The organism is Micromonospora hortensis, assembly GCF_022230935.1.
GTDB classification, from domain to species: domain Bacteria; phylum Actinomycetota; class Actinomycetes; order Mycobacteriales; family Micromonosporaceae; genus Micromonospora; species Micromonospora hortensis.
The window spans coordinates 27256-52035 of the sequence record NZ_JAKKFE010000044.1 but is presented as its reverse complement, the minus strand read 5'-3'; the positions used below and the strand labels follow the sequence as shown (position 1 = coordinate 52035).

Sequence of the window (24780 nt, the reverse complement as noted above, 5' to 3'; positions counted from 1 at the left end):
CAGTGCCGACCCTACGGTCAGGGCCGCCGTTCGTGGTTCACGCCTGGAAGTAGTGCCCCTCGTCCAGGTCGGCGATCAGGCCGGGGCGGGCAGGGGCCCAGCCCAGCAGTTCGCGTGTGATCGCGGACGACGTCGGATTGTCCATCTGGGCGAACGCTCCGAGGAAGCCGAAGTAGTCGTCTGCCTCGTCGGGGCCGATGCTCCGGACCGGGATGTCGAGGCTGCGGCCGATGACGGTGGCGATCTGCTGGAAGGGGACTCCTTCGTCGGCGGCTGCGTGCAGGCGCGTGCCGGCCGGGGCCTTTTCGAGGGCCAGACGGTAGAGCTCTGCCGCGTCGAGCGTGTGCACGGCCGGCCACCGGTTGGCGCCGTCGCCGACGTATGCGGCGTACCCATTCTGGCGGGCGGTGGCGATGATGGCGGTGATGAAGCCGTAGCGGTCGAGCGAGCTGTGCACTGTGGGCGCGAGCCGGACGATGGAGGAGCGCACACCGCGAGAGGCAAGGTCGACTACGAAATTCTCCGCGTCGATCCGGTAGCCGCTTGGGAAGGCGTCGCGTTCGGTCCCGGGGCGGCCGACGATGCCGCCCATCGCGAGCATGGCCGTCCCGCTCGTGCCGACCAGGGGTTTGCCGGAGCCGCCCAACCCGTCGGCTAGTGCCGTGAGGGCGTCCAGGTCGGCCTCGGCTGCGCCGGCCATGTCGCCGTTGAGCATGAGGTCGTGGCGGAACGCCAGGTGGATGACCCCGTCGGAGGCGGCCGCCTCGTCGCGAAGCAGGTCGAGGTCGGACAGGTCGCCGCGGCGCGCCTCAGCGCCGAGCTTCTCGATCGCGGCGGCGGACGTTTCGGAGCGGGCCAGACCGACGACCTCATGTCCGGCGGAGAGCAGTGCCGGCACGACTGCGGAGCCGAGATGGCCGGAGGCGCCTGTGACGAATACGCGCATGGTGGTTCCTTCGCGGGTAGGGGCAATGTCACCTTGCGACATGACCGTACCTCGCGATGTCGCCATGTGACATGGCTCAGGGGAAAATAATGTCGCAGCGTGACATCGGCTACCATCGCCACATGGCTCGCTGGCAACCAGACGCGCGCGGCCGCTTGGAAGCGGCTGCTTTCGAGTTGTTCCGCGAGCGCGGCTTCGAGCAGACCACTGTCGCCGACATCGCCGCCCATGCCGGCCTCGACAAACGCACCTTCTACCGGCTCCTCGGCGACAAGCGTGAGGCTCTCTTCAGCGGCAGCGAGCGCGTGGAGGAGGCCCTCGTCAAGGTGGTGGCCGACACGGACGCCGCCCCCTTCGAGGCGGTCATCGCCGCCTTCCGTCAGATGGCGGTGGACATCTTCGCCGACCGCCGTGAGCTGGTCCGGATGCGCCATTCGATCATTGAGAGCAGCCCGGAGCTGCAGGAGCGCGAACTGCGCAAGACGGGCGCACTGCTGGCCGCCGTCAGCGCAGCCCTCCGCGCCAAGGGCCTCGACGAGACCACGGCCACGCTGGCCACCGAGTCGGGTGGCACGGTCTTCCGCGTGGCGTACGCCCGCTGGGTCGCGTCCGACGATGACGCCTCGCTCGCCGACCTGATCGACGAGGTGGCCACGGAGCTCCGCGCGATCACGTCCGCTCCGGGAAGGCGTTGACGAGGGCCTTCCGGCGGTGGTGAAGGTTTTCACACATGCTTGTCCGGGTTCGGTAGGCCGGGCGCATACTTGCGATCGACCGGTACCCCTTCTCGAGGACTGGATCGTCGTCATGAGCGCACCGTTGCGCCCGCGTCCGGCCGGCCCGCACGGGCCCGCCGCCTCGTGGGATAGCGCCGTTCCCGGCGCCCGCGCCACCTCCCGTCTGCTCACCGTCGGTGTCGTTGGCGCCGGTCGGGTCGGCGCCGTGCTGGGCGCCGCGCTCGCCGCCGCCGGGCACCCTGTGGTCGCCGTCTCCGGCAACTCAGGAGCCAGCCGCGCCCGCCTCGCCCTGCTGTTGCCCGACGTCCCTCGCCGCCCGGTCACCGCCGTGGCCCACGCCGCCGCCGACCTGCTGCTGATCGCGGTGCCGGACGACAAACTGGCCGGTGTGGTGACCGACCTCGCCGAGCGGGGCGCGCTGCATCCGGGCCAGATCATCGCGCACACCTCGGGAGCGCACGGCCTGGCCGTGCTGGCGCCGGCCGTCGCGGCCGGCGCCCGGCCGCTCGCCCTGCACCCCGCGATGACCTTCACCGGTACGCCGGACGACCTGGCCCGGCTGGACGGCATCTCGTACGGGGTGACCGCCCCGGCCGAGTTGCGCCCGCTGGCTGCCCGGCTGGTCGCCGACCTCGGTGGCGTGCCCGAGTGGGTGGCCGAGTCGGACCGCCCGCTCTACCACGCCGCGCTGGCCCACGGCGCTAACCACCTGGTGACCCTGGTCAACGAGGCGACCGACCGGTTGCGCGACGCCGGGGTGTCCCGGCCGGAGAAGGTGCTCGCCCCGCTGCTGCGGGCCGCCCTGGAGAACGCGCTGCGGCTCGGCGACGACGCGTTGACCGGCCCGGTCTCCCGCGGCGACGCGGGCACCGTGCAGCGGCACCTGGCCCGGTTGGCGGCCACCGCACCGGAGTCCGTCCCCGCGTACCTGGCGTTGGCCCGTCGTACCGCCGACCGGGCGATCGCCGCCGGTCGGCTGCGGCCGGTGGACGCACAGTCGCTGCTCGGCGTGCTGGCCGACAGCGGTCGGGAGGTGGCTGCGTGAGCGTGAGGAGTGAGTCGATCTTGCGAGCCCCGCAGTCGCGAACCGAGGTGTCGCTGTGACACGGGTGGTGCACACGCGCGCCGAGTTGGCCGAGTCCCGGGCCGGGCTGAAAGGCACTGTCGGGGTGGTGATGACAATGGGCGCACTGCACTCCGGGCACGAGACGTTGCTGCGCGCGGCCCGGGAACAGGCCGACCACGTGCTGGTTACGGTCTTCGTGAACCCGTTGCAGTTCGGGCCGAACGAGGACTTCGACCGCTACCCGCGCACCCTCGACGCCGATCTTGAGGTGTGCCGGCGGGCGGGCGCCGATCTGGTCTTCGCCCCGTCGGTGGCGGACATGTACCCGGACGGTCAGCCCCGCGTACGCCTCGATCCGGGCCCGCTCGGCGCCGAGTTGGAGGGGGCGAGCCGCCCCGGCTTCTTCCACGGGGTGCTCACAGTGGTGCTGAAGCTGCTCCAGCTCACCCGACCGGACCTGACCTTCTTCGGCGAGAAGGACTACCAGCAGCTCACCCTGGTCCGGCGGATGACCCGCGACCTGGACGTGCCGGTCGAGGTGGTCGGCGTGCCGACGGTCCGGGAGCCGGATGGGCTGGCTCTCTCCAGCCGCAACCGTTACCTGAGCGAGCCGGAGCGGGCCGCCGCGCTGAGTCTGTCCGCCGCGCTGCGGGCCGGGGCGCAAGCCGCCGACGACGGCCTGGACGCGGGCGCGGTGCTGACCGCCGCGCACGCCGCGTTCGGCGCCGGTACGCCCGGTGCCCGCCTCGACTACCTGGTGCTCACCGATCCCGAGTTGGAACCGGGGCCGGTGGCCGGGCCGGCCCGGCTGGTGATCGCCGCCTGGGTGGGCGCCACCCGGTTGATCGACAACGCGGCGATCCACCTCGCCCCGCGTCCCTGACCCGGCCGTACCACCCCCACCGATACCGCGAAAGGCCACTTCGATGTTGCGGACCATGCTCAAGTCGAAGATCCACCGAGCCACTGTGACCCAGGCCGACCTGCACTACGTCGGATCGGTGACTGTGGACGAGGATCTGCTCGACGCCGCCGACCTGCTCCCCGGCGAGCAGGTGGCGATCGTGGACATCACCAATGGCGCCCGGCTGGAGACGTACGTGATCCCGGGCGAGCGGGGCAGTGGCGTGATCGGCATCAACGGCGCCGCCGCGCACCTGGTGCACCCCGGCGACCTGGTCATCCTGATCTCGTACGGGCAGATGGACGACGCCGAGGCCCGGTCCTACCGGCCACGGGTCGTGCACGTCGACGCCGACAACCGGGTCATCGAGTTGGGTGCCGACCCGGCTGCGGCGGCGCCCGGCACGGCCGGGAACCCGGTGCCCAGCCCGCTGGCCGTGTCCGGAGTCTGATCCCGCGTACCGCGATTCCGGTCTGTCACCAGAAGGTCATTTCCGGTTACCCTGGGCACGCTGGCGGAAGCCGGTCGGTGGCTGGGGGAGGCCGCGATGCGCCGTGCCATGACGACCCTGTTCGCCGCTGTTGTCGCGGCGGCGCTGCTGGTGGGCTGTGCCGGGTCCGGCGGCCTGGACGGTGATCTGACCGATGACTGGGCGGCGTTGCCGGCACCGTCGGCGTTCACCCCGGCCGCCGGTGTGTGTCACGCCGCCGATTTCACCGATCTGGTCAGCCTGGCCAGCTATGAGCCGGTGGACTGCGCCGGGCCGCACCGTCTGGAGACCGTGCACGTGGGGGCTTTCCCGGCCGAGCGGACGGTCGCTCCGGCGGGTGGTTCGGCCGAGCTGCGGGGTGCGTTCGCCGAGTGCGACACCCGGGCGACCGGCTATGTGGGTGACGACTGGCGGTCCGGCCGGCTGCGGCTGTCAGTGGCGCTGCCCAACGGGCCGGGGTGGGCGGCGGGTTCCCGGTGGTTTCGCTGCGACCTCACTGAGCTGACCACTGTCGAGGCGGCGGCCACAGTGGTGGTCCGGTCGGGCAGTCTGCGGGACGCGTTGAAGGGCCCCAGCGGGTTGCGCCTCGGTTGCCAGCAGACCCGCGGTGGCGCCGGCCGGGGTGTGCAGACGCTGACCCCGGTGGAGTGCGGCAAACAGCACGACGCCGAGTTCGTCGGGGTGTGGCGCGCACCGGACCTGGCGTACCCGACCCGGGACGCCGACTGGCTGCCGCTCTACACGGGTTGTCGCACCGTCCTGGCCCGGTACGCGGGCGTACCGGACGACGCCAAGCTGCGCTTCCGCAGCGGTGTGGTGGTCCGTCCGCCGGGAGCGGGGCGCTGGAAGGTCGGTGATCGGGGCGTCCGCTGCTATTTGTGGCTCAGCGACCGTACGGTGACCGCCTCGCTGAAGGGCGCAGGCCCGGCTGGTCTGCCGGTCCGGACGAAGTGACCACTGCCTGACGGTCGGCGCGGCGCGGCGCGCGCCGGACGGGGTCGCCCAAAACACTCGTCCCGCCCCCGCCGCCCCGGGCGAGGATGGTTCGGGTTGACTGGGGGGATGGACCTCCCGACCGTCGACCTGCCTGCCCTGCCCGCGCTGCTGGCCGCGCCCGCGCCCGGCTGGGTGGAGACCACCGACGTGATCGTGGTGGGCTCCGGCGTGGCCGGGTTGACCGCGGCGCTGCACCTGCGTGAGGCCGGTCTGCACGTCACTGTGGTCACCAAGGTCAACATTGACGACGGCTCGACGCGGTGGGCGCAGGGCGGCATCGCCGCCGTGCTCGACCCGGCCGACACCCCGGCGGCGCATGCCCGGGACACCGAGGTAGCCGGGGTCGGGCTGTGCGACCCGGCGGCGGTCCGGGTGCTGGTCGAGGAGGGCCCGACCCGGCTCCGTGAGCTGATGCGGATCGGCGCCGAGTTCGATCGTCACCCGGACGGCTCGCTGATGCTGACCCGTGAGGGCGGGCACCGGGCGGACCGGATCGTGCACGCTGGCGGCGACGCCACCGGCGCGGAGGTGCAGCGGGCCCTGCACGCCGCTGTGCAGCGCGACCCGTGGATCCGGCTGGTCGAGCACGCCCTCGTGCTGGATCTCCTGCGGGCGCCCGGCGACGGCCCGGACGGGCTGGGCCCGGCCTGCGGGATCACCCTGCACGTGTTGGGTGAGGGCAGCGAGGACGGCGTCGGCGCGCTGCTGGCCCGTGCCGTGGTGCTCGCCACCGGCGGCATGGGGCAGATCTTCTCGGCCACCACCAACCCGGCGGTCTCGACCGGGGACGGGGTGGCGCTGGCGCTGCGGGCCGGTGCGGCGGTGACCGACGTGGAGTTCGTCCAGTTCCATCCGACCGCCCTGATCACCCCGTCCGGCGCGGGCGTGCCCGGGGCGGGGCACGCGCAGCAGCCACTGGTCTCGGAGGCGTTGCGCGGCGAGGGCGCGTACCTGGTGGACGCGGACGGCAAGAGGTTCATGGTGGGCCAGCACGAGTTGGCTGAGCTGGCACCCCGGGACGTGGTGGCCAAGGGCATCCACCGGGTGCTGCTGGCCACCGGCGCGGACCACGTCTTCCTCGACGCACGGCATCTGGGCGGTGACTTCCTGGCCGGTCGGTTCCCCACCATCGTGGCGTCCTGCCTGGCGATCGGCGTGGACCCGGCGACCGACCTCATCCCGGTGGCGCCGGCTGCCCACTACGCCTCCGGCGGGGTCCGCACCGATCTGCGCGGCCGTACCTCCATCCCGGGCCTGTACGCCTGTGGCGAGGTCGCCTGCACCGGCGTGCACGGCGCGAACCGGCTGGCCAGCAACTCGCTGCTGGAGGGTCTGGTCTTCTCGCGGCGGATCGCCGAGGACATCGCTGCCGGCCTGCCCGAGCAGGCCCAGCCAGCGGAGACCGGCGCGTGGCGTGGCGGGACGGGCTGGGTGCTGCCCGCGGAGGTGACGCCGACCCTGCAACGGGCGATGACCCGGGGGGCCGGGGTGCTCCGATCCGCGGCGACGCTGGCCGAGACGGCCGGGACCTTGACCGAGCTGGGCGTTGCCCGGGGCCGGCCGCGGACCGCCGACTGGGAGGCGACGAACCTGCTCACCGTGGCGTCGACGCTGGTTGCCGCCGCGTACGCCCGTGGTGAGACCCGGGGCTGCCACTGGCGGGAGGACTTCCCGACGGCCGACGAACGGTGGCTGGGCCATCTGGTCGGGGCGGTCGGGGCGCAGGGCCGGGTGACGCAACAGTGGGAGGGAAACTCACAGTGAGCGCGAGGAGTGAGCCGGTCTTGCGAGCCCCGCAGTCGCGAACGGAGATGGCAATGATCGAGTCGACGGAGACGGCGTTGCGGGCGGCCGGGTTGGATCCGGCGCACGTCCGGCAGGTGATCGAGGGCGCGCTGGTCGAGGATCTGGGCCCGGATTTCCTGGATGTCACAAGCGTGGCCACCATCCCGGCGGAACAGACCGACACCGCCGACCTGGTGGCCCGCGCGGACGGGGTGTTGGCCGGGATGGCGGTGGCCGCCGCCGTGTTCGAGCTGGTGGGCGAGGTGACTGGCTTCGGTCGTACCGTCGAGGTGTCGGTGCTGGCCCGCGACGGCGAGCGGGTGGCCCGCGGCGACGTGCTGGCGACGGTGACCGGCCCGACCCGGCTGCTGCTGACGGCCGAGCGGACGGCGCTCAACCTGCTCTGCCGGATGTCCGGGGTGGCCACCCACACCCGCGCCTGGGCGGACGCGCTGGCCGGCTCGAAGGCGATGGTGCTGGACACCCGCAAGACGACACCGGGCCTGCGGGCGCTGGAGAAGTACGCGGTGCGGGCCGGCGGCGGCACCAACAAGCGGATGGGCCTCTACGACGTGGCCATGATCAAGGACAACCACAAGCTGGCGGCCGGCGGCATCACTGCGGCCTACCGGCGGGTCCGGGAGGCGTTCCCGGAGGTGCCGGTGCAGGTCGAGGTGACCACTGTCGACGAGGCGGTGGAGGCGGTGGAGGCCGGTGCGGACTTTCTGCTCTGCGACAACATGACGCCGGAGGTGCTGGCCGGGGCGGTGGCCGCTGTGGGTGACCGGGCGGAGTTGGAGGCGACCGGCGGGCTGACCCTGGAGGTGGCCGGCCGGTACGCGGCCACCGGCGTGGACTTCCTCTCGGTGGGGGCGCTGACGCACTCGTCGCCGATCCTGGACATCGCGCTGGACCTGCGCACGGAGTAGTTGTCTAGGCTGCGTGCGTGCTGCTCTGCATCGACATCGGAAACACCAACACCGTGCTGGCGACCTTCGACGGCGACAAGCTGGTGCACTCCTGGCGGATCAAGACCGATGCCCGCTCGACGGCGGACGAGCTGGGCCTGATGTTCCGGGGTCTGCTCGCCGGGGACAACGTCGAGATCACCGGTGTGGCCGCCTGTTCCACGGTGCCGGCCGCGCTGCGGTCCCTGCGCACCATGCTCAGTCGTTACTACGCCGACCTGCCCAGCGTCGTGGTCGAGCCGGGGGTGCGGACCGGGGTGCATTTGGCGATCGACAACCCGAAGGAGGTCGGCGCCGACCGGGTGGTGAACACCCTGGCCGCGTACACCCTCTACGGCGGTCCGTCGATCGTGGTGGACTTCGGCACCACCACCAACTTCGACGTGATCAGCGAGCGCGGTGAGTTCCTCGGCGGCGCGTTCGCCCCGGGCATCGAGATCTCCTTCGACGCGCTGGCGGCCCGGGCCGCTCAGCTGCGCAAGGTCGAGGCCACCAAGCCCCGCTCGGTGATCGGCAAGAACACCGTGGAGTGCCTCCAGGCCGGCCTGTACTTCGGCTTCGCCGGACAGGTGGACCGGATCGTCGAGCGGATGACCGAGGAGTTGGGCGAGGTGCGGGCGGTGATCGCCACCGGCGGCCTCGCCTCCCTGGTGATCAACGAGTGTCGCAGCATCACCCACCACGAGCCGATGATCACCTTGATCGGTCTGCGGATGGTCTACGACCGCAACCTGTGACCCCGGCCGCCGTCGGGCGCCGGCCTCGTGCGGGCGTCAGCGTCGCCGGGCGCGCAGCACCAGCGTCCGGTACGGCAGCTCGATGGCGTCCCGGCCAGACAGGGCGGGGTGGGTGTCCAGGAGTTCGGTCAGTTCCCGCTCGACCCGCCGCTGATCGTCGGTGGAGGCGGTGAGCCAGTACGAGCGGGTGCGGACCATGCCGAGCACCTCGTCCCGCGTGAGCGTGGTGCGGTGCGTGAACTCGCGCTTGTCGACGGCGTCGAACGCGGGGCCGAAGTCGGGGTGCTCGCCGAAGAGCTGGCTGGTCGACTTGTCCCCGAAGTGGGCGATGCGACCCAGCTCCGCCACCCAGTCGACGCTGCCGTCCCGGATGTTCCAGATGGGGGCGAAGGTGCCGCCGGGGCGGAGCACCCGGGCGATCTCGGCGTGCGCGGGCTCCCGGTCGAACCAGTGGTACGCCGTCCCGACCAGCACCGCGTCCGCCGTCGAGTCGGGCAGCGGCATGGCCTCGGCGCTGCCCGACAGAGCCGTCGTGCCCGTGGTGCTGGCAGCGAGCTGCGCCCGCATCCCCGGATCGGGCTCGACCGGTACGACCTCGTGACCCACTGCCAGCACAGCGCGGGTCAGGATGCCGGTGCCCGCGGCGAGGTCGACCACCCGGGCTTCGCTCAGCCCGTCGAGTGCCCACCGGACCGCAGCCTCGGGATAACGTGGCCGAAACCGGTCGTAATCACTCGCGGCGGCACCGAACGACAGGGCGTGAGTGTGATCGACCATGACGGGCAGGTTATCCCGTAACGGCCTCCGGGCCGCTTGAGTACGCTCGGGCCTGACCCCCTGTATCTCCGTGACGAGGAAGCGTGCCGTGACCGAGCAGAACCCCGTGCCAGTGGACCCCGCCGACGACCTTCCCGAGCAGATGAAGGTCCGCCGGGAGAAGCGGGACCGGATGCTCGCCGAGGGCGTCGAGCCCTACCCGGTCGGCTTTCCCCGCACCACCACACTGGCGCAGGTCCGGTCGGCCTACGCCGACCTGCCCACCGACACCGCCACCGGCGACCAGGTCGCCGTCACCGGCCGGGTGATCTTCGTCCGCAACACGGGCAAGCTCTGCTTCGCCACCCTCCGGGACGGCGACGGCACCGAGTTGCAGGCGATGCTCTCCCTGGACCGGGTCGGGCCGGAGCGGCTGGAGGCGTGGAAGCGCCTCGTCGACCTCGGCGACCACGTCGGCGTCACCGGCGAGGTGATCACCAGCCGTCGGGGTGAGCTGTCGGTGCTGGCCCAGCAGTGGGAAATGACCGCCAAGGCGCTGCGACCGTTGCCGGTGGCCCACAAGCCCCTCTCCGAGGAGGCGCGCGTCCGGCAGCGTTACGTCGACCTGATCGTCCGGCCGCAGGCACGGGAGATGGTGCGCACCCGGGCCGCCGCGGTACGCAGTCTGCGCGATTCACTGCACGGGCAGGGCTTCATCGAGGTGGAAACGCCGATGTTGCAACTGCTGCATGGCGGAGCGACGGCCCGACCGTTCGTGACCCACAGCAATGCGTTGAACACCGATCTGTATCTGCGAATCGCTCCGGAACTGTTTCTCAAGCGCGCTGTGGTCGGCGGCGTCGACCGCGTCTTCGAGATCAACCGCAACTTCCGTAATGAGGGTGTCGACTCTTCGCACTCGCCGGAGTTCGCGATGCTGGAGACGTACCAGGCGTACGGCGACTACGACACGATCGGCGAGCTGACCCGTAATCTCGTGCAACAGGCCGCGATCGCGGTCAGCGGCTCGACGGTGGTGACCCATGCCGACGGGCGGGAGTTCGACCTGGGTGGCGAGTGGCGGTCCGTGACGTTGTTCGGTGTGCTTTCCGAAGCGCTGGGCGAGGAGGTCACCGTCCGTACCGAACGGTCCCGTCTGGTGGAGTACGCGGACAAGGTGGGATTGGCCGTGGACCCGAAGTGGGGCTCGGGCAAGCTGGCCGAGGAACTGTTCGAGGAACTGGTCGTCCCCGGCCTGCAGGCGCCCACCTTCGTGCGGGACTACCCGGAGGAGACCAGCCCGCTGACCCGGGCGCACCGCAGCGAGCCGGGGCTGGCCGAGAAGTGGGACCTGTACGTGCTCGGCTTCGAGTTGGGCACCGGGTACTCCGAGCTGGTCGACCCGATCGTGCAGCGCGAGCGACTGGTCGCCCAGGCCCAGTTGGCCGCCCGTGGCGACGACGAGGCGATGCGGCTCGACGAGGACTTTCTTCGGGCGATGGAGTATGGAATGCCGCCGGCCGGCGGTATGGGAATGGGAATCGACAGGCTCTTGATGGCCCTGACCGGCCTCGGAATTCGGGAAACGATCCTCTTCCCGTTGGTCCGCCAGGAGTAGTCCCGTCCGGGCGTACGCCGAGCCGTAACCGGATCCTATTGACGCGACGAGCGGCGCGCGGGTTATTGTGCTCTCGTTAGCAGGAGCACCCTGCTCGAAAGGAATGTGGGACGTGGCCAAGCAGATCATTCACAAGCTGGTCGATGACCTGGACGGCGGGGACGCGGACGAGACCGTCAAGTTCGCCCTCGACGGCGTTCAGTACGAGATCGACCTGTCGAGCGCCAACGCCGCGAAATTGCGCGATGCATTTGCGTCGTACGTGGGCGCTGGCACCAAGGTCGGCCGGGGTGGTGTCGTGATCGGTGGGCGGGCTGCCCGCGGTCGGGGTGGCGCGACCGCCGATCGGGAACAGAACAAGGCGATCCGGGAGTGGGCCAAGAAGGCCGGCAAGGACATCTCGGACCGGGGTCGTATCCCGCAGGAGATCGTGGACGAGTTCCACGCGAAGCGCTGATCCGTCAGCAGCTTGGTGGCCAGCCGCCACCGCAGGCGACACCGACGCCGGGCCGGAGGAGTCCTCCGGGCCGGCGTCGCCGTATCCGGGCGCGGTCGTCGTGCCCGTCCGGGGCGGCGTCTCGTGCCCGTCCGGGGCTGGGAAGCATTCCGGGCCAATCGACGTTGTCCACAACCAGTGGAACAGCCATCCACAGCCTGTGGACAACCTTCCCCAGGGGCCCGGCGCGGCACTCGTCGCGACCGCCGGTTCGCCCTCCAGGGCCTCCCGGAGCGCTTCCGGACCCCCGATCGGGCTTCCGTCGACCCAGTCGGATTTCGCTCTGCGCGTAGCGACAGGGCTACCGGAACACCTCCTGAGCGCGGACGGTTGTTCAAAACGACGTGGAACCGACCCAGAGCAGAGACACACGACCTCAGCTGAGTCGGTCGGCGACGATAGAGTAAGGAGGCACGGACGCCCGTCCTGGACGTTCGTGCACCGGCCCCGCCAAGATCTTGACCATCAAGGCGCACGGCACGTGAGGAGCACGAGGGCATGTTCGAGCGGTTCACCGACCGAGCGCGACGGGTTGTCGTCCTGGCCCAAGAAGAGGCCCGGATGCTCAACCACAACTACATCGGTACGGAACACATCCTGCTGGGCCTGATCCACGAAGGTGAAGGCGTCGCGGCAAAGGCCCTGGAGAGCCTCGGCATCTCCCTGGAGGGCGTCCGCCAGCAGGTCGAGGAGATCATCGGCCAGGGCCAGCAGGCGCCGAGCGGGCACATCCCGTTCACGCCGCGGGCCAAGAAGGTGCTGGAGCTGTCGCTGCGCGAGGCGCTGCAGCTCGGCCACAACTACATCGGCACTGAGCACATCCTGCTCGGGCTGATCCGTGAGGGCGAGGGCGTCGCCGCCCAGGTGCTGGTCAAGCTCGGCGCCGACCTCAACCGGGTCCGCCAGCAGGTGATCCAGCTGCTCTCCGGCTACCAGGGCAAGGAGCCTGCCGCGGCGGGCGCCGCGCCGGGTGAGGCCGCGCCGTCGACCAGCCTGGTGCTGGACCAGTTCGGCCGCAACCTGACTCAGGCCGCCCGCGAGGGCAAGCTCGACCCGGTCATCGGGCGCGAGAAGGAAATCGAGCGGGTCATGCAGGTGCTCTCCCGCCGTACCAAGAACAACCCGGTCCTGATCGGTGAGCCCGGCGTCGGCAAGACCGCCGTGGTGGAGGGCCTGTCCCAGAAGATCATCAAGGGCGAGGTGCCCGAGACCCTCAAGGACAAGCAGCTCTACACGCTCGACCTGGGCGCGCTCGTCGCCGGTTCCCGCTACCGCGGTGACTTCGAGGAGCGCCTCAAGAAGGTACTCAAGGAGATCCGCACCCGCGGCGACATCATCCTGTTCATCGACGAGATCCACACCCTGGTGGGTGCGGGTGCCGCCGAGGGCGCGATCGACGCCGCGAGCATCCTCAAGCCGATGTTGGCCCGTGGTGAGCTGCAGACCATCGGTGCCACCACGCTCGACGAGTACCGCAAGCACCTGGAGAAGGACGCCGCTCTCGAGCGCCGCTTCCAGCCGATCCAGGTGGGTGAGCCGTCGCTGGCCCACACCATCGAGATCCTCAAGGGCCTGCGGGACCGCTACGAGGCTCACCACCGCGTCTCGATCACGGATGCCGCTCTCGTGGCTGCCGCGACCCTGGCCGACCGGTACATCTCCGACCGCTTCCTCCCGGACAAGGCGATCGACCTGATCGACGAGGCCGGTGCCCGGATGCGGATCCGTCGGATGACCGCGCCGCCAGACCTGCGTGACTTCGACGAGCGCATCGCCCAGGTGCGTCGCGACAAGGAGTCCGCGATCGACGCGCAGGACTTCGAGCGCGCCGCCCAGTTGCGCGACAAGGAGAAGCAGCTCCTCGGGCAGAAGGCTCAGCGGGAGAAGGAGTGGAAGGCCGGTGACCTGGACGTCGTCAGCGAGGTTGACGACGAGCAGATCGCCGAGGTGCTCGGCAACTGGACTGGCATCCCGGTCTACAAGCTGACCGAGGAGGAGACCTCGCGCCTGCTGCGCATGGAGGACGAGCTGCACAAGCGCGTCATCGGCCAGGAGGACGCGGTCAAGGCGGTCTCGAAGGCGATCCGGCGTACCCGGGCCGGCCTGAAGGACCCGAAGCGCCCGTCGGGCTCGTTCATCTTCGCCGGCCCATCCGGTGTCGGTAAGACCGAGCTGTCCAAGGCGCTCGCCGAGTTCCTCTTCGGCAGCGAGGACTCCCTCATCCAGCTGGACATGTCCGAGTTCCACGACCGTTACACGGTCTCCCGGCTCGTGGGTGCCCCTCCCGGCTACGTCGGCTACGACGAGGGCGGGCAGCTGACCGAGAAGGTGCGACGTCGGCCGTTCTCGGTGGTCCTCTTCGACGAGATCGAGAAGGCCCACCCGGACGTGTTCAACACGCTCCTGCAGATCCTCGAAGACGGTCGGCTCACCGACGGTCAGGGTCGGATCGTGGACTTCAAGAACACGGTCATCATCCTGACCACCAACCTGGGCACCCGTGACGTCGCCAAGGCGGTGTCGCTGGGCTTCCAGCAGTCGGAGGACTCCGAGTCCAACTACGACCGGATGAAGCAGAAGGTCAACGACGAGCTCAAGCAGCACTTCCGGCCTGAGTTCCTCAACCGGATCGACGACACCATCGTCTTCCACCAGCTGCGCCAGACCGAGATCCTCTCGATCGTGGACATCATGATCCAGCGGATCGAGGGCCAGCTGCGGAACAAGGACATGGGTCTGGAGCTGACCGACAACGCCAAGAAGTACCTGGCCGCGAAGGGCTTCGACCCGGTGCTCGGTGCCCGTCCGCTTCGTCGCACGATCCAGCGCGACATCGAGGACAACCTCTCCGAGCGGATCCTGTTCAACGAGCTGACCCCAGGTCAGATCGTCGTGGTGGACTGCGAGGGCGACCCGGACGACATCGACAATTCCAAGCTCGTCTTCCGGGGCTCGGACAAGCCGGTCGAAGTTCCGGATGCCGTCCCGGCCGATCTCGGTGGCACTGCCGCTGGCACCGCCGCCGCGGGAGTGGACGAGTAACACAACCAGCAAGGGGCGGGGCCCCGGTGGCGCAAGCCACCGGGGCCCCGCCTTTGTTGCGTCCCAATCACCTCGCCGGCCCCTGCTCGTGCTCTCCCGGCCAGCCTCGGCGTCGCACTCCGCCCGCACCACGCCCGCACCCCGCCCCGCCCGCACCGCGCCCGGACCCCGCCCGCACCACGCCCCGCCCGCGCCGCGCCCGCACCGCGCCCGACGCACCCCGCTCGCACCCCGCCCGCTTGCGGCGCTCTCACGCTGCCGCGCCCGGCAAGATCCCCGCAACACCAGGGAAAGTGCTGCCTCGCGGCGTCCGGAGGCAGCACTTTCCCTGATGTTGTGGCGCGTATTGGTGGGGAAGGGTGAGCTTGCCGGCGGCCTCGCTCCCGTGGAGGCCTCGGCCCTCAAGATCGCGCTACATCCTTGATGTAGTGGCATCCGATGCGCCCGACACCACTACATCCAGGATCGAGCGCGATCTTGGTGTGGAAGGGCGCCGATCGGCCGGCCTTCGCGCGTGGCGCGTGGCGCGTGGCCCGTCGGGCCTCGGGCGTGGGGCGGCGTGTGGGCGTGCGGCCGTCGGTCGGCGCGCAGGATGCGCAGGATGCGCGGAGGTCAGGTAGTGAGGTCCGCGGTCGGCAGGGACGGGCCGTCACCGACCAGGCGGAAGGAGTCGGTGCCGGCGGCTTCGACCAGTCCGTCCTGCACCAGCCCGGCGAGGGCGCGGGCGCGTTGCACGTCGTCGGTCCAGACCTGGTCCAACCGCTGGTGTGGGACCGGGCCGGTGCTGTCCCTGAGCACTCCGAGCAGTAGACCGCGGACCTGTCGGTCGGTGCCCGCGTACCGCTGGGGTCGGCGGGTCGGCCCGGCCGGCGCCTCCTGGCCGGACGCCCGCCAGGCGCAGACCGACTCGACGGGGCAGGCGGTGCAGCGCGGTGACCGGGCTGTGCAGATCACCGCGCCCAGTTCCATGAACGCGGCGCTGGCCAGTGCCGCTGCGGCCGGCTCAGTCGGGAGTAGTTCTTCGGTGGCGACGAGGTCCGCCGGTCGGGTGACAGGCCCGGCGTCCGGTTCGCCGGCCACCGCCCGGCATACGACTCTGCGTACGTTGGTGTCGACGACGGGGTGCCGCTGTCCGTATGCGAAGGCGGCGACCGCCCGCGCTGTGTACGTGCCGACGCCGGGCAGTGCGAGCAGTTGCTCCAGCCGGTCCGGCACCTGGCCGCCGTGCCGGTCCACGATCGCGACAGCGCATTCGCGTAGGCGGACCGCCCGACGGGGGTAGCCGAGGCGTCCCCACATCCGGATGGCCTCGGCTGGCGTGTCCGCTGCCAACGCGGCTGGCTCCGGCCAGCGGGCCAGCCACGCCTGCCAGGCTGGCACCACCCGGACCACGGGTGTCTGCTGGAGCATGACCTCACTGACCAGGATGGCCCACGGGGTGACGCCGGGCTCGCGCCACGGCAGGTCACGGGCGTGCTGCTGGAACCACCGGCTGACCACGGTGGCGAAGTCGGGTTGAGTCATGGCGTCGTCGATGATGTCACGCCCGGCGTTCCCGTTGGGTGGGCGGCTCGGGCGGGGTGCCACGTCCTCGTTCGGTGGACAGGGGAGAATGCGCGGATGAACGAGCTCGCGATCACCGTCATCGGTCGGGACCGGCCGGGCATCGTTGCCGACGTCGCGGAGGTGCTGGCCCGACTGGGCGCGAACCTCACCGACAGCACGATGACGCGGCTGCGGGGGCATTTCGCGATGACCCTCATCTGTACCGGCCCGGCCGCCGCCGAGGTCGAGGCCGCACTGGCGTCGCTGGCCGCCGAGGGTCAGCTGCTGGCGACGGTACGCGCGGTCACCCCGGACGGCGATGTTCCTCCGGTGGGTGAGCCGTACGTGATGGCGGTGCACGGTTCGGACCGGATGGGGATCGTCGCGGCGATGACGCGGGTGCTGGTGGATGCCGGGGGGAATGTCACCGACCTGAGTACCCGGTTGACCGGTGCGCTCTACGTGGTCCTGGCGGAGGTCGAGTTGCCGGCCGGTGTGGCGGACACTGTGCTCGATCGGCTGCACCGGACGGCTGCCGAGCTGGGCGTGGAGGTCACTCTCCGGCCGGCGGACCCGGACCTGTTGTGAACGGCGAGGAGCGCGGGCCGGAGGTCGGCCTGGGGGAGTGGACACCGGAGTCGCTGGACGTGCCGGGTGAGGTGCGGGCGGTGGTGTCGGCCCCGCATCCGGTGCTGAGTCGGGCCGCCGACGAGGTCGACCCCACGGCGAAGGAGACCGTCCAACTCGCCGCGGACCTGATAGCCACGATGAAGGTCTCGCCGGGCTGCGTCGGGCTGGCCGCGCCGCAGGTCGGGGTGGGCGCTCGGGTCTTCGCCGTCGACGTGACGGGGCACCCGAAGGCGGTGACGGTGCACGGCACCTTCGTGTTGTGCAATGCGCGCGTGGTCGAGGCGACGCGGTGGAAGCCGGGCCGGGAGGGCTGCATGTCGGTGCCGGACCTGACCGGGGACGTGAAGCGGGCCAGCCGGCTGGTGGTGGAGGGTGACCTGCCGGGCAGCGGCGTGCCGGTCCGGCTGGTGACCGACGGCTTCGAGGCTCGGGCGTTGCAGCACGAGATCGACCACTGCGCGGGGCTACTCTTCCTGGACCGGGTGGCCGGTGCGCACGCGGTCTATCAGCGCAAGGTCTACCTGTGATCGGGTGCTGGGCCGTCCTCAATGGAGGGTGGCGCGGGCGCCTCGGAGTGGCTCCGGCGCGTCGCGCCGCACTGCCGGGTACGGCGCGGCTACGGTGGAGGGCATCATGCGTCTGACGGTCGGCCCCCTGCCACCCGCCGTGTACTGGCGGCGTCGCGCCGTCGTACTCGGAGCGGGGTTCCTGTTCCTGATTGTCCTGCTCTACTCCTGTACCGGTTCGGGTCGTTCCGGCGACAAGGAGCCGAAGGCGGGAGGTTCGCCGTCGGCGACGTCCGCCGCGACATCAGGTCCCGCTGGGCCGGTGCTGACACCGCAGACCGGCGGTCCTTCGTCGTCCGCGTCCGCTGATTCGGGTGCGACGAGTCCGAGCCCGGCGATCACTAGCAACACACCGCCACTGGGCGCGGCGGCCGGTTCGGAGGACGACGGCGCCTGCACCGACGAGGAAATCAGCGTGGTCTCGTCGGCGAGCCCGACCTCTGTTCAGCGGGGCGCTGTGGTCGAGCTGCAACTGCGGATCAAGAACACGTCGGACCGGACGTGCAGCCGCAACGTCGGCGCCGACCTCCAGGAGATCTTCATCAAGTCCGGGGCCGAGAAGGTCTGGTCGTCGGACACCTGCGGCAAGGTCGAGGGCTCGGACGTGCAGTCCTTCACGCCGAATTTCGAGCGCTCCTACCAGGTGCCGTGGAACGGGCGGGACACCAGCCGCTGTGACGGCGCGCTCGCCAACGGGCCGTTCCCGCCGGCCGGGTCGTACCAGGTGTTCGCTCGGGTCGGCACGAAGCTCAGCGACCCGGTGAAGCTCACCGTCACCGGCTGAGCCGGGTCAGACGTAGCGTTCCAGGATGGATGCCTCGGCAAGCCGGGACAGCCCCTCACGGACGCCACGGGCCCGAGCGTCGCCGACTCCTTCGACGGCCTGCAGGTCCTCCACTGTCGCGCCGAGCAGACGCTGGAGGCTGCCGAAGTGCAGCACCAGGCGATCGACCACCGCCACCGGCAGCCGGGGCACCTTGGCCAGCAGTCGGAAGCCGCGCGGGCTGACCGCGGCGTCGAGCGCGTCGGACGCGGCCGGGTAGCCGATCGCCTTGGCCACCGACACCAGGTCGATCAGCTCGGTGGCACCGAGCAGGTCCAGCTCGACGAGAGCCTCGTCCAGCGTGCGCGACTTGCGGCCGACGGGGAGGTAGTCCCGGATGACCAGCGTCCGGTCGGCGTCCACGCCGGCCATCAGCTCGTCGAGTTGGAGGGCGAGCAGGCGGCCGTCGGTGCCAAGCTCCACCACGTAGCCGGCGATCTCGTCGGCGATCCGGCGAACCATCTCCAGTCGCTGCACCACTGCCACCGCGTCCCGCACGGTGACCAGATCCTCGATCTCCAGGGCGGAGAGCGTGCCGGAGACCTCGTCCAGCCGGAGCTTGTAGCGCTCCAGGGTGGCGAGCGCCTGGTTGGCGCGGGAGAGGATGGCCGCCGAGTCGTCGAGCACGTGCCGTTGGCCGTTGACGTAGAGGCTGATGATCCGCATGGACTGGCTGACCGAGATGACCGGATAGCCGGTCTGGCGGGCCACCCGCTCGGCGGTGCGGTGCCGGGTGCCGGACTCTTCCGTCGGGATGGACGGGTCGGGCATCAGGTGCACTGCCGCCCGGACGATCCTGGTGCCGTCGCTGGAGAGCACGACAGCGCCGTCCATCTTGCACAGCTCACGCACGCGGGTCGCGGAGAACTCCACGTCCAGCGGGAAGCCGCCGGTGCAGAGGCCCTCGACCACCTTGTCGTAGCCGAGCACGATGAGCGCGCCCGTGCGACCCCGCAGGATGCGCTCCAGACCGTCGCGCAGGGCGGTGCCCGGGGCCATCAGGGCGAGATTGGCGCGTAGCGGATCTCCGGCGCTCCCGGCGGCTCCCGCAGTCACGCTCACGCTGATCGGGCGGGCGGGCGAGCCCACGGCGCCGGTGCGGGCCTGGGGCGGCGCGCCGGCTGGCTTGGTGGTATCGCGGTCGATCGGCACGGGCACAGTCTACGGACTGCCGTGCGGTGGGTGCTGTCGTGGTTACTGTGATGTGTCACGATGCCGCCCTTTCCAACGTTTCCCGCTTGCGACGTGCTGTCCGGTTTGGCCGCCCTCGTCGGCACGGCGGGTCACTCGGCGGACGCGCGGGCCGCATGGTGCAGGGCCGCACGGACGTCGGTGACCTCGGTCACGCGCATCTGCTCGGGGCCCGCGCCGGTGCTGGCCGGGCCGCAGCCGGGCGGCACCAGGGCCACCTTGAACCCCAGCCGAGCGGCCTCGGCCAGCCGGCGCGGCACCGCCCCGACCCGGCGCACCTCGCCGGTCAGCCCCACCTCACCGATCGCCACCAGGTGCGGCGCGATCGCCAGGTTGAGCCCGCCGGAGGCGACCGCCAGAGCCACCGCCAGGTCGGCGGCCGGCTCCACCACCCGGATCCCGCCCACCGTGGCGGCGAAGACCTCCCGGTCGTGCAGGGTCAGCCGTTCGGTGCGCCGTTGCAGCACCGCGAGCACCATCGCCAGTCGCGCCGAGTCGAGGCCGGAGACGGTGCGTCGGGGAGAACCCGCCACCGTCGCGCCGATCAGTGCCTGCACCTCGGTGACCAGGGCCCGCCGCCCCTCCATGGCCACCGTCACGCAGGTGCCCGGGACCGGTTCCGCGTAGCGGGTCAGGAACAGCCCGGACGGGTCGGCCAGGCTGCTGATGCCGCCCTCGTGCATCTCGAAGCAGCCGACCTCGTCGGCCGCCCCGAACCTGTTCTTCACGCCGCGCACCAGGCGCAGCGACGAGTGCTTGTCGCCTTCGAAGTGCAGCACCACGTCGACCAGGTGCTCCAGCACCCGGGGCCCGGCCACCTGGCCGTCCTTGGTGACGTGCCCGACCAGCACTGTGGCGATGCCCCGCTCCTTGGCGACCGAGACCAGCGCGGCGGTGACCGCGCGGACCTGGGTCACCCCACCGGGCACCCCCTCGGTGCCGGTGGTCGAGATGGTCTGCACCGAGTCGAGCACCAGAAGGCCCGGCTTGACCGCGTCGAGGTGACCGAGCACCGAGGCGAGGTCGCTCTCCGCGGCGAGGTAGAGCCGCTCGTGCAGGGTGCCCATCCGCTCGGCGCGCAGGCGCACCTGACTGACCGACTCTTCGCCGCTGACCACCAGCGAAGGGCTGCCGGCACCGACCGCCCAATGCTGCGCCACATCGAGAAGGAGGGTCGACTTGCCCACGCCGGGCTCGCCGGCGAGCAACACCACGGCACCGGGGACCAGGCCACCGCCGAGCACCCGGTCGAGCTCGCTCACCCCGGTGGGCACGGCGCGGGCCGGAGCGGCGCTGATGCTGGCGATCGGTCGGGCCGGCTCGGATGGCATCCGGGAGCTGACCACCCGACCGGAGACGGTCGGGCCGGTCACCGTGTGCTCGACCACCGCCCCCCACTCGCCGCACTCCGGGCAGCGCCCCACCCACTTGGGCGGCTGGTGACCGCAGGCGTCGCACTGGTAGGCCGGCCGCGGATCGCGGGCGGCGGACCGACCACGGGCGGCACCGGCCGTGCCGCCACGTGGAGGGGTCGATCGGGAGGTGGTCACATCAGGACGCTAGCCCTCGCGTACGACGAAAACACCCCGGCGTGGTGGTCACCACGCCGGGGCGTTTGTCGATGTGCGGGTCGGGTCACTCGTGGGTGGTGCCACCCTCGTTGCCCTCGTAGCCACCCTCGCGCTCGATGATCGGCGACGGAGGGGCTGCCGGGGTGAGCGGCACCGCGACCGGCGCCTGCCCGGTGACAGTGTTGCCGTTGCCGAAGTCGAAGGTCACGACGACGTTCTGGCCGGAGCGCAGCGCCTCGGTCAGGCCGATCAGCCGAAGCTGCGTGGTGGACTCGGAGTTGAACTGGATGTAGCTCAGCGGCGCCAGCTCGATCCGGGCCGGCTGACCCGGGGCGGAGGGGCTTGCCGAACCGGACGCCCGCGCCGACTCCGGGGCGGACGGGGTGGCCGAGGACGATCCGGTCTCGGAGGGCGTCGCCGACGGGCTCGGCGAACCGGACGTCGAGTTCGACGGGCTGGCCGAACCGGACGGCGACGGGCTCATGGAGGCGGACTCCGAGGCGGACGGCGACGGGCTCGCCGAGCCGCCGCTGATCACCACCTCACGGGCGCTCTCCGTGGTGACGGTGACAGTCACCGTCTCCTTGGAGTCGTTGTAGATCACCGCGCCGAGCCCCGCGTCCTGCCCGGCCTTGTAGCCCTCGGGGCTCGGGTAGTCCACGAGCAGGCCCCGCACCGAGAAGGAGCCGTTGTTGGTCGTGAGGTTGACGCCCTGGACCGACGGCTCCTTCAACGCGGTCTCGGCGATCTGACCGGTGCCGCATCCGGAAGCCAGCAGACTGGCCGCCGTAATCCCGGACAGCAACAGGGCCGCCCGCCGGGATCCCCTGATCGAGCGCGTCACGTCGGTCCTCCTCGTCACAATCCCCACCCGGGCCGTACGCCGGGCACGGTGGCCATACCCGCGCAGACCGCGCTCCAGGGTAGTTGGGACTGATCGAGGCCCGCACGCGGACCCGGCAATGCCACCTGCCCGGGTGGCGTTCACACCACCCGACCGCTCGCCACCAGCAGAACCACGTCGATGAGGGCCACCAGCATCACCGCCCGGAAGGCCGCCACCGGCCGCCGGCCGGCCCGGATCGCCGAGCGCCCGGCGTACCAGCTCAGCGGCGGCACCACGGCGGCCGTGCCGACGGCCGCCCAGCCGATCGTCGACGGCGGCCCGGGTGGTCCGAGGACCAGTGTCGCGGTCGCCGCGAGGAGGAGACCCGCCGCGGCCACCCGGCTGCCGGCGGCGCCCAGCCGGTGGGGCAGGCCGCGCACGCCGGTGCGGGCGTCGTCGGCCAGGTCGGGCAGCACGTTGGCGAAGTGCGCGCCGGCGCCCAGGCAGGCCGCCGCCGTCACCAGCCAGACCGGCGGGGCCGGCTGACCGGGCAGCGCCAGCACCACGAAGGCGGGCAGCGCGCCGAACGACACGGCGTAGGGCAGCACCGAGAACGCGGTGGCCTTGAGCGGCCAGTCGTAGAGCAGGGCGGAGACCAGGGCGAGCGTCAGCCAGAACGCCGCCACCGGGTTCGTTGTCAGCGCCAACAGCGGGCAGGCCACCGCGGCCGCAGCGGCGGCCCAGGCAGTGACGCGCCGACCGACCGCGCCACTGGCGACCGGTTTGTCGGTACGCCCCACAGTGGCGTCCCGCTCGGCGTCGAGCGCGTCGTTGGTCCAGCCGACGGCGAGTTGGCTGGCCAGCACGGCGAGCACCACCGAGACGATTCCGGCCGGCTGGTGGCCCACTCCCCAGGCCAGCAGACCGGCCACCGTGGTCACCGCCGCGGCCGGTTCCGGATGGCTCGCTCTGACCAGCCCTAACACCCTCGACGACATAAGGGAAGTCTGGTCGTTACCGAGCAGTCGTGCCACGCTCGGTTCCATGCGAGACGTGGCTGCGGCCGGGGCGCCCACCGGTCCGAGGGTGCTGCCGCGAAACGACCCGCGTCAGTACGACGATCTGGCCGGTGAGTGGTGGCGGCCGGATGGTGCGTTCGCGATGCTGCACTGGCTGGCCGAGGCCCGTGCCGCGCTGGTGCCGCCGGCCACCCGTCCGGACGCGTTGCTTGTCGATCTGGGCTGCGGCGCCGGCCTGCTCGCGCCACACCTGGCCGGCAAGGGCTACCGCCACGTCGGGGTGGATCTGACCCGCTCGGCGCTCGTCCAGGCGGCCGAACACGGGGTGCTGGTGGTCCAGGGTGATGCCACAGCGGTCCCGCTGCCCGACGGCTGCGCCGACGTCGTCTCGGCCGGTGAGTTGCTGGAGCACGTGCCGGCCTGGCCGCGCGCGGTGGCCGAGGCGTGTCGGCTGCTGCGCCCCGGTGGCGTGCTGGTGCTGGACACCCTGAACGACACGGCGTTGGCCCGGCTCGTCGCGGTCCGGATCGCCGAGCGGCTGCCGACAGTGCCCCGTGGCATCCACGACCCACAGTTGTTCGTGGACTCCCGGGCGCTGGTGGCCGAGTGCGCCCGACACGGTGTCGACCTGCGCCTGCGGGGCATCCGTCCGCAGGTCGGCGGCATGCTCGCCTGGCTGCTGCGCCGCGCTCGCGCGAGCCGAACGGCTGGGGCGGTGCCCACCGGCCGCGCGCCGCGCATCGTGCCGACCCGCTCCACCGCCGTGCTCTATCAGGGCCGGGGGGTCCGCAAAGGATAGTCAGGCCGTGGCGGGGTATGGAACGCCGAGGAGGAACGAGATGACGGTGCACGCGCTTGAGGCAGCACGCCGGTTGGCGCCGCGGTTCGCCGCGCGGGCGGCCGAGCACGACCGGGACGGTTCCTTCCCCGTGGACGACTTCGCCGACCTGCGCGAGGCCGGCCTGTTCGGGCTGATGGTCCCCCGGGCGCTCGGCGGTCTGGGCGCCACCTTCGCCGAGTACGCCTCGGTGGCCACTGAGCTTGCCCGGGGCAACGGCGCGACGGCCCTGGTGTTCAACATGCACGCTTCGGTGACCGGCGCTCTGGGCGCTGTCACCGAGGAGTTGGCCGAGGCGCTGGGCGTACCGGACGAGGCGCTGGCCGCTCGCGACCGGCTGCTCAGCGCGGCTGCTCAGGGTTCCTGGTACGCGGTCGCCATGAGCGAGCGTGGCGCGGGCGCGCGGCTGTCCCAGCTGACCACGGCGTACGAGCCGACCGACGGGGGCTGGCACCTCAAGGGCAGCAAGACCTTCTGCTCCGGCGCCGGGCACGCGGACGGCTACCTGGTGGCGGCGCGCAGCGCGGTCGACCAGTCGGTGGTCTCACAGTTCCTGGTGCCGGCCGGCGACGGGCTGACGGTGGAGCCGACCTGGGACTCGCTCGGCATGCGCGCCACCTCTTCCCACGACCTGCACCTGGACGTCACAGTGCCCGCCGACCGGCTGCTCGGTGGGGTGGAGGGGCTCGCGCTGGTGGTGGCCCAGCTGATGCCGCACTGGTTGGTGGCCAGCTACGCGGCCGTCTACGTGGGGGTCGCCCGTGCGGCGATCGACGCGGCGGCCGAGCACCTCAACGCCCGCAACCTGGCCGGTCTGCCGGCGGTGCGGGCCCGGCTGGGTCGGGCGGACGCGGCGACGGCCGCCGCGCAGTTGGTGGTGGCCGAGGCGGCCCGCCGGGTGGACGAGGCGCCCGGTGACGAGGAGACCAACCGTTGGGTGTGGCGGGCGAAGCTGCTCGCCGGGACCACCGCCGCCGAGGTGGCGGCGTCGGTGCTGGAGGCGGCGGGCACGTCGGCGACCCGCCGTGGACATCCGCTGGAGCGGCTGTACCGCGACGCCCGCTGCGGCTCGCTGCACCCGGCCACGTCGGATGTCTGCGCCGACTGGCTCGGCATCGCCGCCCTGGGCGGTGACCCGGATCGTGACGGGTCGGCACCGCGTTGGTGAGCCCGCCGCACGGGGCTCGCACGGAGGAACGACCGGCCGAGGTGGCTGGTGGGACGGCCAGG

The 24780-nt window shown here is 71.5% G+C and carries 23 protein-coding genes; 16 read left to right on the top strand and 7 right to left on the bottom strand.

Annotated features, from left to right (window positions below):
• Positions 1–37: 37 nt before the first annotated feature.
• Positions 38–988: an SDR family oxidoreductase gene (locus tag NIE111_RS26435; protein WP_308193753.1), complete on the bottom strand. Its 951-nt coding sequence runs from the start codon at positions 986–988 to the stop codon at positions 38–40.
• Between the two features lie 47 nt (positions 989–1035).
• On the opposite strand from NIE111_RS26435, the gene NIE111_RS26430 reads away from it, so the two are divergent.
• From NIE111_RS26430 to NIE111_RS26395, 8 genes are all read left to right on the top strand, one after another.
• Positions 1036–1641, top strand: coding sequence for a TetR family transcriptional regulator (locus NIE111_RS26430; RefSeq protein WP_238687024.1), 606 nt, complete (start codon positions 1036–1038; stop codon positions 1639–1641).
• Between the two features lie 112 nt (positions 1642–1753).
• A complete protein-coding gene (locus tag NIE111_RS26425) occupies positions 1754–2728 on the top strand; it encodes a Rossmann-like and DUF2520 domain-containing protein (protein WP_238687023.1) in 975 nt (324 codons plus the stop codon).
• 55 nt (positions 2729–2783) lie between these two features.
• Positions 2784–3632 carry a pantoate--beta-alanine ligase gene (gene panC, locus NIE111_RS26420; RefSeq protein ID WP_238687022.1) on the top strand — a complete coding sequence of 283 codons (849 nt, stop codon included), beginning with the start codon at positions 2784–2786 and terminating at the stop codon, positions 3630–3632.
• A 43-nt stretch (positions 3633–3675) separates the two neighbouring features.
• Complete coding sequence (gene panD / locus NIE111_RS26415; RefSeq protein ID WP_030327945.1) at positions 3676–4104, top strand: aspartate 1-decarboxylase; 429 nt, start codon at positions 3676–3678, stop codon at positions 4102–4104.
• Between the two features lie 96 nt (positions 4105–4200).
• Positions 4201–5097 carry a septum formation family protein gene (locus NIE111_RS26410; protein WP_238687021.1) on the top strand — a complete coding sequence of 299 codons (897 nt, stop codon included), beginning with the start codon at positions 4201–4203 and terminating at the stop codon, positions 5095–5097.
• Positions 5098–5205: 108 nt separating this feature from the next.
• Entirely contained in the window at positions 5206–6903 is a 1698-nt protein-coding gene (locus NIE111_RS26405) for an L-aspartate oxidase (protein WP_238687020.1), read from the top strand.
• 53 nt (positions 6904–6956) lie between these two features.
• A complete protein-coding gene (gene nadC / locus NIE111_RS26400; RefSeq protein ID WP_238687019.1) occupies positions 6957–7853 on the top strand; it encodes a carboxylating nicotinate-nucleotide diphosphorylase in 897 nt (298 codons plus the stop codon).
• A 17-nt stretch (positions 7854–7870) separates the two neighbouring features.
• Entirely contained in the window at positions 7871–8629 is a 759-nt protein-coding gene (locus NIE111_RS26395; RefSeq protein WP_238687018.1) for a type III pantothenate kinase, read from the top strand.
• A gap of 36 nt (positions 8630–8665) precedes the next feature.
• Here NIE111_RS26395 and NIE111_RS26390 read toward each other — a convergent pair whose 3' ends face one another.
• Positions 8666–9406 carry a class I SAM-dependent methyltransferase gene (locus NIE111_RS26390; protein ID WP_238687017.1) on the bottom strand — a complete coding sequence of 247 codons (741 nt, stop codon included), beginning with the start codon at positions 9404–9406 and terminating at the stop codon, positions 8666–8668.
• A gap of 88 nt (positions 9407–9494) precedes the next feature.
• On the opposite strand from NIE111_RS26390, the gene lysS reads away from it, so the two are divergent.
• The 3 genes from lysS (at position 9495) to NIE111_RS26375 (ending at position 14541) form a co-directional block, all read left to right on the top strand.
• Entirely contained in the window at positions 9495–11003 is a 1509-nt protein-coding gene (gene lysS, locus NIE111_RS26385) for a lysine--tRNA ligase (protein ID WP_238687016.1), read from the top strand.
• 112 nt (positions 11004–11115) lie between these two features.
• On the top strand, positions 11116–11460 hold the full coding sequence (locus tag NIE111_RS26380) for a histone-like nucleoid-structuring protein Lsr2 (RefSeq protein ID WP_036392792.1): 345 nt from the start codon (positions 11116–11118) through the stop codon (positions 11458–11460).
• A 537-nt stretch (positions 11461–11997) separates the two neighbouring features.
• Positions 11998–14541, top strand: a complete 2544-nt coding sequence (locus NIE111_RS26375) for an ATP-dependent Clp protease ATP-binding subunit (RefSeq protein WP_238687015.1) — start codon at positions 11998–12000, stop codon at positions 14539–14541.
• 612 nt (positions 14542–15153) lie between these two features.
• Here the strand turns inward: NIE111_RS26375 and NIE111_RS26370 are convergent.
• Complete coding sequence (locus NIE111_RS26370) at positions 15154–16065, bottom strand: iron-sulfur binding domain-containing protein (RefSeq protein WP_238687014.1); 912 nt, start codon at positions 16063–16065, stop codon at positions 15154–15156.
• Between the two features lie 96 nt (positions 16066–16161).
• Between NIE111_RS26370 and NIE111_RS26365 the strand changes: the two genes are divergently transcribed.
• From NIE111_RS26365 to NIE111_RS26355, 3 genes are all read left to right on the top strand, one after another.
• A complete protein-coding gene (locus NIE111_RS26365) occupies positions 16162–16674 on the top strand; it encodes a glycine cleavage system transcriptional repressor (RefSeq protein WP_238687013.1) in 513 nt (170 codons plus the stop codon).
• Positions 16671–17243: a peptide deformylase gene (locus NIE111_RS26360; protein ID WP_238687012.1), complete on the top strand. Its 573-nt coding sequence runs from the start codon at positions 16671–16673 to the stop codon at positions 17241–17243. The genes NIE111_RS26365 and NIE111_RS26360 overlap by 4 nt, the downstream gene beginning before the upstream one ends.
• Positions 17244–17349: 106 nt before the next feature.
• Entirely contained in the window at positions 17350–18066 is a 717-nt protein-coding gene (locus tag NIE111_RS26355) for a hypothetical protein (RefSeq protein WP_238687011.1), read from the top strand.
• Between the two features lie 6 nt (positions 18067–18072).
• On the opposite strand, the gene disA is transcribed toward NIE111_RS26355, so the two are convergent.
• The 4 genes from disA to NIE111_RS26335 all read right to left on the bottom strand — a co-directional run bounded on the left by disA (position 18073) and on the right by NIE111_RS26335 (position 22691).
• On the bottom strand, positions 18073–19257 hold the full coding sequence (disA, locus tag NIE111_RS26350; RefSeq protein WP_030327921.1) for a DNA integrity scanning diadenylate cyclase DisA: 1185 nt from the start codon (positions 19255–19257) through the stop codon (positions 18073–18075).
• Positions 19258–19388: 131 nt separating this feature from the next.
• Positions 19389–20846: a DNA repair protein RadA gene (gene radA, locus NIE111_RS26345; protein WP_238687010.1), complete on the bottom strand. Its 1458-nt coding sequence runs from the start codon at positions 20844–20846 to the stop codon at positions 19389–19391.
• An 85-nt stretch (positions 20847–20931) separates the two neighbouring features.
• Positions 20932–21711 carry a hypothetical protein gene (locus NIE111_RS26340; protein ID WP_238687009.1) on the bottom strand — a complete coding sequence of 260 codons (780 nt, stop codon included), beginning with the start codon at positions 21709–21711 and terminating at the stop codon, positions 20932–20934.
• 140 nt (positions 21712–21851) lie between these two features.
• On the bottom strand, positions 21852–22691 hold the full coding sequence (locus NIE111_RS26335; protein WP_372488413.1) for a UbiA family prenyltransferase: 840 nt from the start codon (positions 22689–22691) through the stop codon (positions 21852–21854).
• 46 nt (positions 22692–22737) lie between these two features.
• Here NIE111_RS26335 and NIE111_RS26330 point away from each other — a divergent pair, with 46 nt between their 5' ends.
• The gene (locus tag NIE111_RS26330; protein WP_238687007.1) at positions 22738–23511 is read left to right on the top strand and encodes a methyltransferase domain-containing protein; all 774 of its coding nucleotides are present in this window, start codon (positions 22738–22740) and stop codon (positions 23509–23511) included.
• Positions 23512–23551: 40 nt separating this feature from the next.
• Positions 23552–24718: an acyl-CoA dehydrogenase family protein gene (locus NIE111_RS26325; RefSeq protein ID WP_238687006.1), complete on the top strand. Its 1167-nt coding sequence runs from the start codon at positions 23552–23554 to the stop codon at positions 24716–24718.
• Positions 24719–24780 lie beyond the last annotated feature (62 nt).

Excerpts from the sequence above, each read along its gene's own strand:
- NIE111_RS26435 (WP_308193753.1), bottom strand. The coding sequence starts at position 988 with ATGTCGCAAGGTGACATTGCCCCTACCCGCGAAGGAACCACCATGCGC.
- NIE111_RS26430 (WP_238687024.1), top strand. The coding sequence starts at position 1,036 with ATGTCGCAGCGTGACATCGGCTACCATCGCCACATGGCTCGCTGGCAA.
- NIE111_RS26425 (WP_238687023.1), top strand. The coding sequence starts at position 1,754 with ATGAGCGCACCGTTGCGCCCGCGTCCGGCCGGCCCGCACGGGCCCGCC.
- panD (WP_030327945.1), top strand. The coding sequence starts at position 3,676 with ATGTTGCGGACCATGCTCAAGTCGAAGATCCACCGAGCCACTGTGACC.
- NIE111_RS26410 (WP_238687021.1), top strand. The coding sequence starts at position 4,201 with ATGCGCCGTGCCATGACGACCCTGTTCGCCGCTGTTGTCGCGGCGGCG.
- NIE111_RS26405 (WP_238687020.1), top strand. The coding sequence starts at position 5,206 with ATGGACCTCCCGACCGTCGACCTGCCTGCCCTGCCCGCGCTGCTGGCC.
- nadC (WP_238687019.1), top strand. The coding sequence starts at position 6,957 with ATGATCGAGTCGACGGAGACGGCGTTGCGGGCGGCCGGGTTGGATCCG.
- NIE111_RS26390 (WP_238687017.1), bottom strand. The coding sequence starts at position 9,406 with ATGGTCGATCACACTCACGCCCTGTCGTTCGGTGCCGCCGCGAGTGAT.
- NIE111_RS26375 (WP_238687015.1), top strand. The coding sequence starts at position 11,998 with ATGTTCGAGCGGTTCACCGACCGAGCGCGACGGGTTGTCGTCCTGGCC.
- NIE111_RS26370 (WP_238687014.1), bottom strand. The coding sequence starts at position 16,065 with ATGACTCAACCCGACTTCGCCACCGTGGTCAGCCGGTGGTTCCAGCAG.
- NIE111_RS26365 (WP_238687013.1), top strand. The coding sequence starts at position 16,162 with ATGAACGAGCTCGCGATCACCGTCATCGGTCGGGACCGGCCGGGCATC.
- NIE111_RS26355 (WP_238687011.1), top strand. The coding sequence starts at position 17,350 with ATGCGTCTGACGGTCGGCCCCCTGCCACCCGCCGTGTACTGGCGGCGT.
- NIE111_RS26335 (WP_372488413.1), bottom strand. The coding sequence starts at position 22,691 with ATGTCGTCGAGGGTGTTAGGGCTGGTCAGAGCGAGCCATCCGGAACCG.
- NIE111_RS26330 (WP_238687007.1), top strand. The coding sequence starts at position 22,738 with ATGCGAGACGTGGCTGCGGCCGGGGCGCCCACCGGTCCGAGGGTGCTG.
- NIE111_RS26325 (WP_238687006.1), top strand. The coding sequence starts at position 23,552 with ATGACGGTGCACGCGCTTGAGGCAGCACGCCGGTTGGCGCCGCGGTTC.